A 7288-nucleotide genomic window follows, 5' to 3' on the forward strand; every position below is an offset into this window, starting at 1 on the left:
TAGTTTTCTGCCCTAAATATAGACATTCTGTATTCAAAGATGAATTAGAAACTGAATTATTAAAGATATTTCAAACTACTTGTTACAACTATGGTTTTGAGTTAATAGAACAAGAAATAATGCCTGACCATGTACACTTATTTATATCTGCTCCTTCAACAATAGCACCTACTGAAATAGTAAAAATACTTAAAAGTGTGTCAGTATATTGGATTTTTAAAGGTTTTCCAAATTTAAAGAAATCTAAATTTTGGGGTAGTGGTCTATGGAGCAAAGGTTATTATGTCGGAACTGCTGGTACAGTAAGTTCTGAAATAATTCAAAAATATATACAAAACCAAAAGAATTAAAGAGAGTGAGTATCGAACTCACTCTCTTTAAAATGCTTACATCCACAGGCACAAGGCACAATGGTTTTACGCATTAATCTATAAAATAAGTTCTTTACTTTATGATCAGAACGCATCCTGTATTGTGTTCAAATTCATTTTTAATATCTTCAAATAACTTATCATCTATTTCTTCTGAAATTTTTAAAATAACCTGCAAACTAGAAGCATTAAAAGATGGATTTTTCTTTAACAGTATATTTTTTCTATTGCATAATCTAATAGCAAAATTTATTATTTCATTTTGATTTGCTGACTTACCAATAACAAAGTTCCATCCTGTTTTCATGGCTAATTCTTTCACCTTTTCTTTATATCTGTTACCAATAACTGGAGATATAAAAGCAAGTTCAATAAACTTTCCATTGCCATTAGTTTTTATACTTTTCTTATATGGTCTAAACTCTTCATATTTGAATTCTTCATCAATAATACTAAATGCCTTATTTTGTTCTATAACTTGTGCATTACTAGTGTTTATAATAAATTCTCCCTTAATTATATTGTTATTATTATTGTTTACATCTAGAATTTTTAAATTTATACCTGTAATTTTCTTAAATTCATCGCATATATGTTTACCATTACTATATGTTTCATTTAACTGAACAACAAATTCATTTTCTACTGGGAAAAATGAAATTTTCTTTATGCTAGTGTTTTCAAGAAACTGTCGTATTAATATTTCTGCTGCATTCTTGTTAGTTTGTTCATTTATTTCAACCTTCCATTTAGTATGTTCTTCTAATTCATGTATCTTATTTTTTATGGAATCGCTTACTGCCTTTGGAAAATCAAAATTTAAAACAATCTTTTTTTCTCCAAGAATCAATCCTATCTTCTTAAAGTTATACTCTTTAAAATATTCGATAGCTAATTCATTTACTTCATTCTGCTTCAATTCGCTTGGCTTTAACGCCTCTTCAACATCTTCTCTGCTACAAGCTTTGAATAAAAATAATCTTCTTATATCATTATCAAAGTATGGAGTTGCTATTATTAATTCTTGTAAATCTTTTATAATATCCTCACTACATAGTTCCTTGTAATATTTTCCATACCATATATACATTAACTCTTCAACAGTAAATAATCTTTCGTTATAATTTTCTCTAACAAACATCCATAGTAAATTTATATTTTCTGAAGTAATTATTTCGTTATTGTCCATTACAGCATTAATATTCTTTTTAAATTGTTTTCTTGGATTCTTTATATTAATATCAAAGCTTTCACCACTTTTAGGAGTGTATATTCTTCTTTGTATTTCCTTATTTAATTCATTAGAAAACTCCGAAATAATATTGCTATCACCATGAACAAGAAAAATATTTTTTGGCATTAATCGAGAAATAACTGCTTTTATTTCACCTTTATCTGCATGTGCAGATAATCCCACCCTTTCTATTTTGCATTTAACAGGTATTATTTTGTTATTTATCTCTAAAGTTCTATCCTCAGGAGATTTCTTAAGTAAATTCAATAATTTTCTTCCTGGTGCCTCCTCATCCTGATACCCAGTTATAACTATATATCCATTATCTTTACTTGCAAGTTTCTCCGCATAATATTGACTTGGTCCCCCTGTCAACATACCTGAACTTGAAATAACAATACAGCTTTCCTTGCTTTTAAAAATACTCTCTCTTTGTTCCTTGTTTTGTATTGGCTTAATATTGTCATCGTAAAAAGGTTCTATACCCCTCAAAATCTTTTTACCTATAACATTTTTCAAATACAGAGGGTTTCTTTTATACATCCTATTAATATCTTTAATCATACCATCAACATATATATTAACCTTCTTGATTTTTTTTGTATTCATAGCCTTTTTTAGTATTAAAATAACCTCTTGCGCTCTTCCAAGTGCAAACGCAGGAATAAGCATATGACCATTTTCACTTATACATCTATTAACTATATCAATCAATCTTTCCTCTTCTATTTCTCTATTTGAATGAAGTTTGTCACCATACGTCGCCTCAAAAATACCTATATCTGGTCTTAATCTAGGTATCTTAGCTCCCTCAATGCTTTTCTGCGAAAACACAGAAAAATCACCTGAATAAAACACAGCACATTCTTTACCTTTTAAATAAATACAGCTCGCACCAGCAATATGACCTGCATTATAGAATGTCAACCTTATATCATCAAATATTTCAAATTCAACTTGATAGTTTATTGTAAAAATCCTGTTTAGCATATTTTCAACATCAATATCTGCGTAAAGAGGAATTTCAGCCTCTCTATTATTCATTATTTTTAAACTATCATATAAAAGAACTCTTACCAAATCCTTTGTCATATTATTCATATAAATTCTTGCATTTGGGTACTCTTTACTTATTATTGGCAATGTTCCTATATGATCCAAGTGAGCATGACTTATTACTATTGCGTCAACTCCACCATTTTCTTGAATTGTTCTAAAATCAGGCATAGGATCTTTACTCATACTCTGTCTTATACCTGAATCCATCAATATATTTTTACCATCTATGTTTACTAATATGCAGCTCGCACCAACTTCATACGCTCCACCTAAAAAAGAAATCTTCATAAAATCTCAAACTCCCATCATATATATTCTTATTATGACTCAAACTTCAATTCGTAATTTAGATTTTTATCATAATATATTATAACGAAAAATGCAGCATATAGAAATTTTTATGTTAAACTTAATTTTCCCTAGTCCCTTCTTTTTCCTCCTAGCACCCAATACCTAAAACAGATACTGGTTACCAAGTCACAAATTTGTGTTAGAGACTAGAGACTGGAGACTAAGATAAAGTCACCAATCGCCAATCACCAATTGCCAAAGTAGATTGTGACTTTGATGAAAACTAATACTTAGAACTTTGTTCTTAAATAGATAATAGTTTTCAAGTTGTAAATCTGTACTGGAGACTGGGAACTAGGGATTTGGGATTAGATAAGCTGGAGACTAAACCAAAATCACCAATCACCAATCGCCAAAGTAGATTGTGACTTTGATGAAAACTAATACTTAGAACTTTGTTCTTAAATATATACTAGTTTTCAAGTTGCAAATCTGTACTAGCCCTCTGGCCCTCTAGCAACCTGGCAAACTTGCTTCATTTCTAGTACCTAAAACAGATACTGGCACACAAATGTCAAATCTGTACTAGCCGTCTAGCCCTCTAGCACACTTTATTTTTAAATAGATAATAGTTTTCAAGTTGCAAATCTGTACTGGAGACTGGGGACTAGTGATTTGAGATTAGATAAGCTGTAGACTAAACCAAAATCACCAATCGCCAATCACCAATCGCCAAAGCAGATTGTAACTTAGTTAGAGACTTAAAGTCTCGCCCCTAATTCCTGCCCTTCCCCTTGTTCTCTGCTTTATCGCTATACTACCACCTTATTGAAACCCTGTCAAACATATGGTATATTCAATTATGTTAAACATTAAATAGTAAAGGAGTAAAAAAATGATTGCATTTATTAATGGTAATATAATAACTATGAATAATAATAAAATAGCTCAAGCATTTATTGTTGAAAATAATGTTTTTACCTATGTTGGTAGTAATGATGAAATACTTAAAATTATTAAGGATGCTAATGAAATTGTAGACTTAAAAGGGAAAACTGTTATACCTGGTATTAACGATTCTCACATGCATTTTCTTAATTATGCAGTAACAAAGAATAATGTTAATATTTACAATGTAGATTCAATTGAAACCATGATATCTAAAACTAAAGAATATATAGTTGAAAACAATCCACATAAAAATGACTGGATAATTTCTAGGGGTTGGAATGAAAATCTATTTATTGAAAAAAAACTTCCAACAAGATACGACCTAGATAAAATAAGCTGCGAATACCCTATATTTTTCTCGAGGGTATGTGGTCACATAGGAGTTGCTAATTCAAAAGCATTAGAACTTACCGGCATAAACTCCAATACACCTAATACTGAAGGTGGAATAGTTGATAAAGAAAATGGTATACCCACAGGAATATTACGTGAAAATGCGTTAAACTTAATATTTAATATTCTTCCCCCTATGAAAAAAGATACAATAAAAACGTTATTAAAAAATTCTTTTGAAGATTTACTAAAAGTAGGCATTACTAGTATACAAACTGAAGATGTTACACATTCAAGAGCACTTGAACCCTTAATATGTGCTTATAGAGAACTTGAACAAGAAAATGCACTACCAGTTAGAGTAAATCTCCAATTAGCTTTACCTGATGAAAAAAGCATAAATGAAGCTACATATATGAATTTAAAAACTGGAATTGGAAATGATAAATTTAAAATAGGACCGATAAAATTATTTTTAGATGGTTCCCTAGGTGGGAGAACTGCAGCTATGAAGGAAGAATACTGCGATGTCCATTCAAATGGAGTTTTAATATATTCTAGCCATCAATTGAATAAAATAACTCTTGCCGCTTATAATGCTGGTTTTCAAATAGCTGCTCATGCTATTGGTGACAATGCTATAGAACAAATTCTCAATTCGTATGAAAATATATATAAATTAAACAGTAAATCTAAATTAAGAAATATAGTTATACACTGTCAATTTACTAATAACAAATTAATAAAAAAATTCAAAGAAATAGGTGCTATAGCCTCTGTTCAGCCTTGCTTTGTAATGAGCGACTACACTATTGTTAAAAAAGCTGTAGGAAATGCTAGGGCTAAAGATAGCTACGCTTGGAATGATATGTTAAAAAATGATATTCATGTTGCATTCAGTTCTGACGCTCCTATAGAATCTTTTAACCCTTTTGAAGGCATATATGCTGCTGTAACTAGAAAAGACATAACCGGAAATCCTAAAGAAGGTTGGTATAAAAAACAATGCATTTCAGTATACGATGCCCTAAAGTGTTTTACTCTTGGTTCTGCATATGCAAGTTTTGAAGAAAATATAAAAGGCTCAATTGAAAATGGTAAATTAGCTGATTTTGTAGTTATATCAGACAACATACTTAAAATATCACCCGATAAAATAAAAGACATAACAGTACTTGCAACATATGTTGGTGGTGAAAAAAAATTTAGTGTTTCCTAGTTTCGTGAATAATAGGAGATTGCATTGTTTTGCAATCTCCTATTTATTTTTAACTCTGTTTGGTTTCGCCTTTGGTCTTATTATATCATTCTTTCTCTTTTTTCTTTCAATTCTTGTACGTGTAATTTTCTCTCCTTCTTTTTGCATCCTTCTATTCAATCCTATCAAATCTAAAAACCATAAGAAAAACATCAAAAACATTCCTGAGAAAATATATTTACTTGCAAATCCAGCTGGATCTAATTTAAGCACTATAGGAATTATCATTGATACAAGTGCAAGCAATAATACTATCCACTTATTTATCTTTATTTTCCTCAATAAAATCCTATTAAGTAAATAGTATACTATCAAAGTTATTACAGCAAAAATGATAATTTTTAGTATTTCCATATAAGTCCCCCTCCAAAATTGATGATATTGTAAAGTATTTACACTACTTTTCTTAAATTTTTATTTATATATCAAGGGTTACAGAGTTTTTTTAAATAAAAAACAATTACCCTCTTTTTTCTATAATGTATAATTCCTATTTTGCACAAAACATTTAATGATATTATACTATAAAAACTTATATATTTGTGAAATTTATATTTTTTATTCACAAATTAATTTGCTCTAGTTGATTTAACCTGTCAAATTCACTTCTCTTCATCATTCACCCTCTCTTAATTACAAGTAATAGTTGTATTATATTATAAAACTTCGGTAAAAAATAAAAATTCCCTTTATTTAATGCACCGTTTATCAAAGTGCAAATAAAGGCGTTCTATTTTGAAGGTCATATTGGATTTACACTTTATTCTTATACAATGTAAATTTGATGAATATGTTATCATTTTAGTTATTTTATGGTATAATATTGCCGTGCATTGAGCAAAGCGAAAGGAATGTAAAAATATGAAAAAAACAGTAATTATACTATTGAGTATTGCCATGAGTATAATCATTTTGAATACATTTTTAAGCCATACATTTATTATAAATTATACACAAAAATCTTTTTTATATAAGAAATTAGATACTGTTAAAATTAATAAGACAGAAAAGATTATGTATAAACACACAATTGATGATATAACGCAAAAACTTTATTACAATACTATTAATAGAGTAGATTATGTATCCTCGTATATTACAATAAAAAATATAAACTACTTTTTAGGAAGTTCCTTATACAATAAACAAATTAAGGATTTATCAAGACTTCGTTTACTAGTAACTAAAACCAATTTAAATTATAAGTCATCAGTTTACAAATTTGTGGAAGTAATGGGGGCTAACTATGCTAAAACAACATATTTTATAGTGGTAAATAAAACACCTAAAATACTGATATCAATGGATGGTTATACCTATGAAAAAGATATAGATAATGATGGAAAACTAGAAACAATTTCTGTATATAGTTCACCAGGTGAACAAACAACAATATATAAATGGAATTTTAAAAATGGAAATATATCATATGTTAATTTAAATGAGACTATTTTTGATGGAAGTCCTTCCGTTCATATAAATGATAAATCTCAAATAGTAGTCTATATTCATGGAAAAAAAGAATATTATATCATTAGAAATAGTAAAATTCATAAGATTTAAAATAATTGAATTACATGGATTAAATCTGAATAATAAACTATAATTTCATTATTCAGATTTAACTAAAATATTTTATTGGCCCATTAATTCTATTTTAACAGCTATAGTTGAGAAAATTTCATAACATATATTTACAATTAAATAATTTCATAAAAAATAGAGACAAATTTCACTTTTTGTTGTATAAATTATTTTGAATACAAACTTTAACAACAGGAGTGAAATTAT

At 28.4% G+C, this 7288-nt stretch carries 5 protein-coding genes; 3 read left to right on the forward strand and 2 right to left on the reverse strand.

The features are described from left to right. Positions 1-350: IS200/IS605 family transposase (tnpA, locus tag CLTEP_RS12735; RefSeq protein ID WP_066827300.1), on the forward strand; the 350-nt coding region annotated here is incomplete at its 5' end. A 94-nt stretch (positions 351-444) separates the two neighbouring features. Here tnpA and CLTEP_RS12740 read toward each other — a convergent pair. Continuing rightward, the gene (locus tag CLTEP_RS12740) at positions 445-2952 is read right to left on the reverse strand and encodes an MBL fold metallo-hydrolase (protein ID WP_066827302.1); all 2508 of its coding nucleotides are present in this window, start codon (positions 2950-2952) and stop codon (positions 445-447) included. A gap of 898 nt (positions 2953-3850) precedes the next feature. Between CLTEP_RS12740 and CLTEP_RS12745 the strand changes: the two genes are divergently transcribed. Beyond that, positions 3851-5458, forward strand: coding sequence for an amidohydrolase (locus CLTEP_RS12745; protein WP_066827303.1), 1608 nt, complete (start codon positions 3851-3853; stop codon positions 5456-5458). A 39-nt stretch (positions 5459-5497) separates the two neighbouring features. Here CLTEP_RS12745 and CLTEP_RS12750 read toward each other — a convergent pair whose 3' ends face one another. Beyond that, on the reverse strand, positions 5498-5851 hold the full coding sequence (locus CLTEP_RS12750; protein ID WP_066827304.1) for a hypothetical protein: 354 nt from the start codon (positions 5849-5851) through the stop codon (positions 5498-5500). 507 nt (positions 5852-6358) lie between these two features. Between CLTEP_RS12750 and CLTEP_RS12755 the strand changes: the two genes are divergently transcribed. Further along, positions 6359-7060 (forward strand): hypothetical protein, encoded by a 702-nt coding sequence (locus CLTEP_RS12755; RefSeq protein ID WP_066827305.1) that lies wholly within the window; start codon positions 6359-6361, stop codon positions 7058-7060. Positions 7061-7288 lie beyond the last annotated feature (228 nt).

Source organism: Clostridium tepidiprofundi DSM 19306 (assembly GCF_001594005.1).
GTDB lineage: Bacteria > Bacillota > Clostridia > Clostridiales > Clostridiaceae > Clostridium_AC > Clostridium_AC tepidiprofundi.

Bases quoted from the DNA above. Each gene is read 5' to 3' on its own strand.
- CLTEP_RS12755 (WP_066827305.1), top strand. From the start codon at position 6,359: ATGAAAAAAACAGTAATTATACTATTGAGTATTGCCATGAGTATAATC.
- CLTEP_RS12745 (WP_066827303.1), top strand. From the start codon at position 3,851: ATGATTGCATTTATTAATGGTAATATAATAACTATGAATAATAATAAA.
- CLTEP_RS12740 (WP_066827302.1), bottom strand. From the start codon at position 2,952: ATGAAGATTTCTTTTTTAGGTGGAGCGTATGAAGTTGGTGCGAGCTGC.
- CLTEP_RS12750 (WP_066827304.1), bottom strand. From the start codon at position 5,851: ATGGAAATACTAAAAATTATCATTTTTGCTGTAATAACTTTGATAGTA.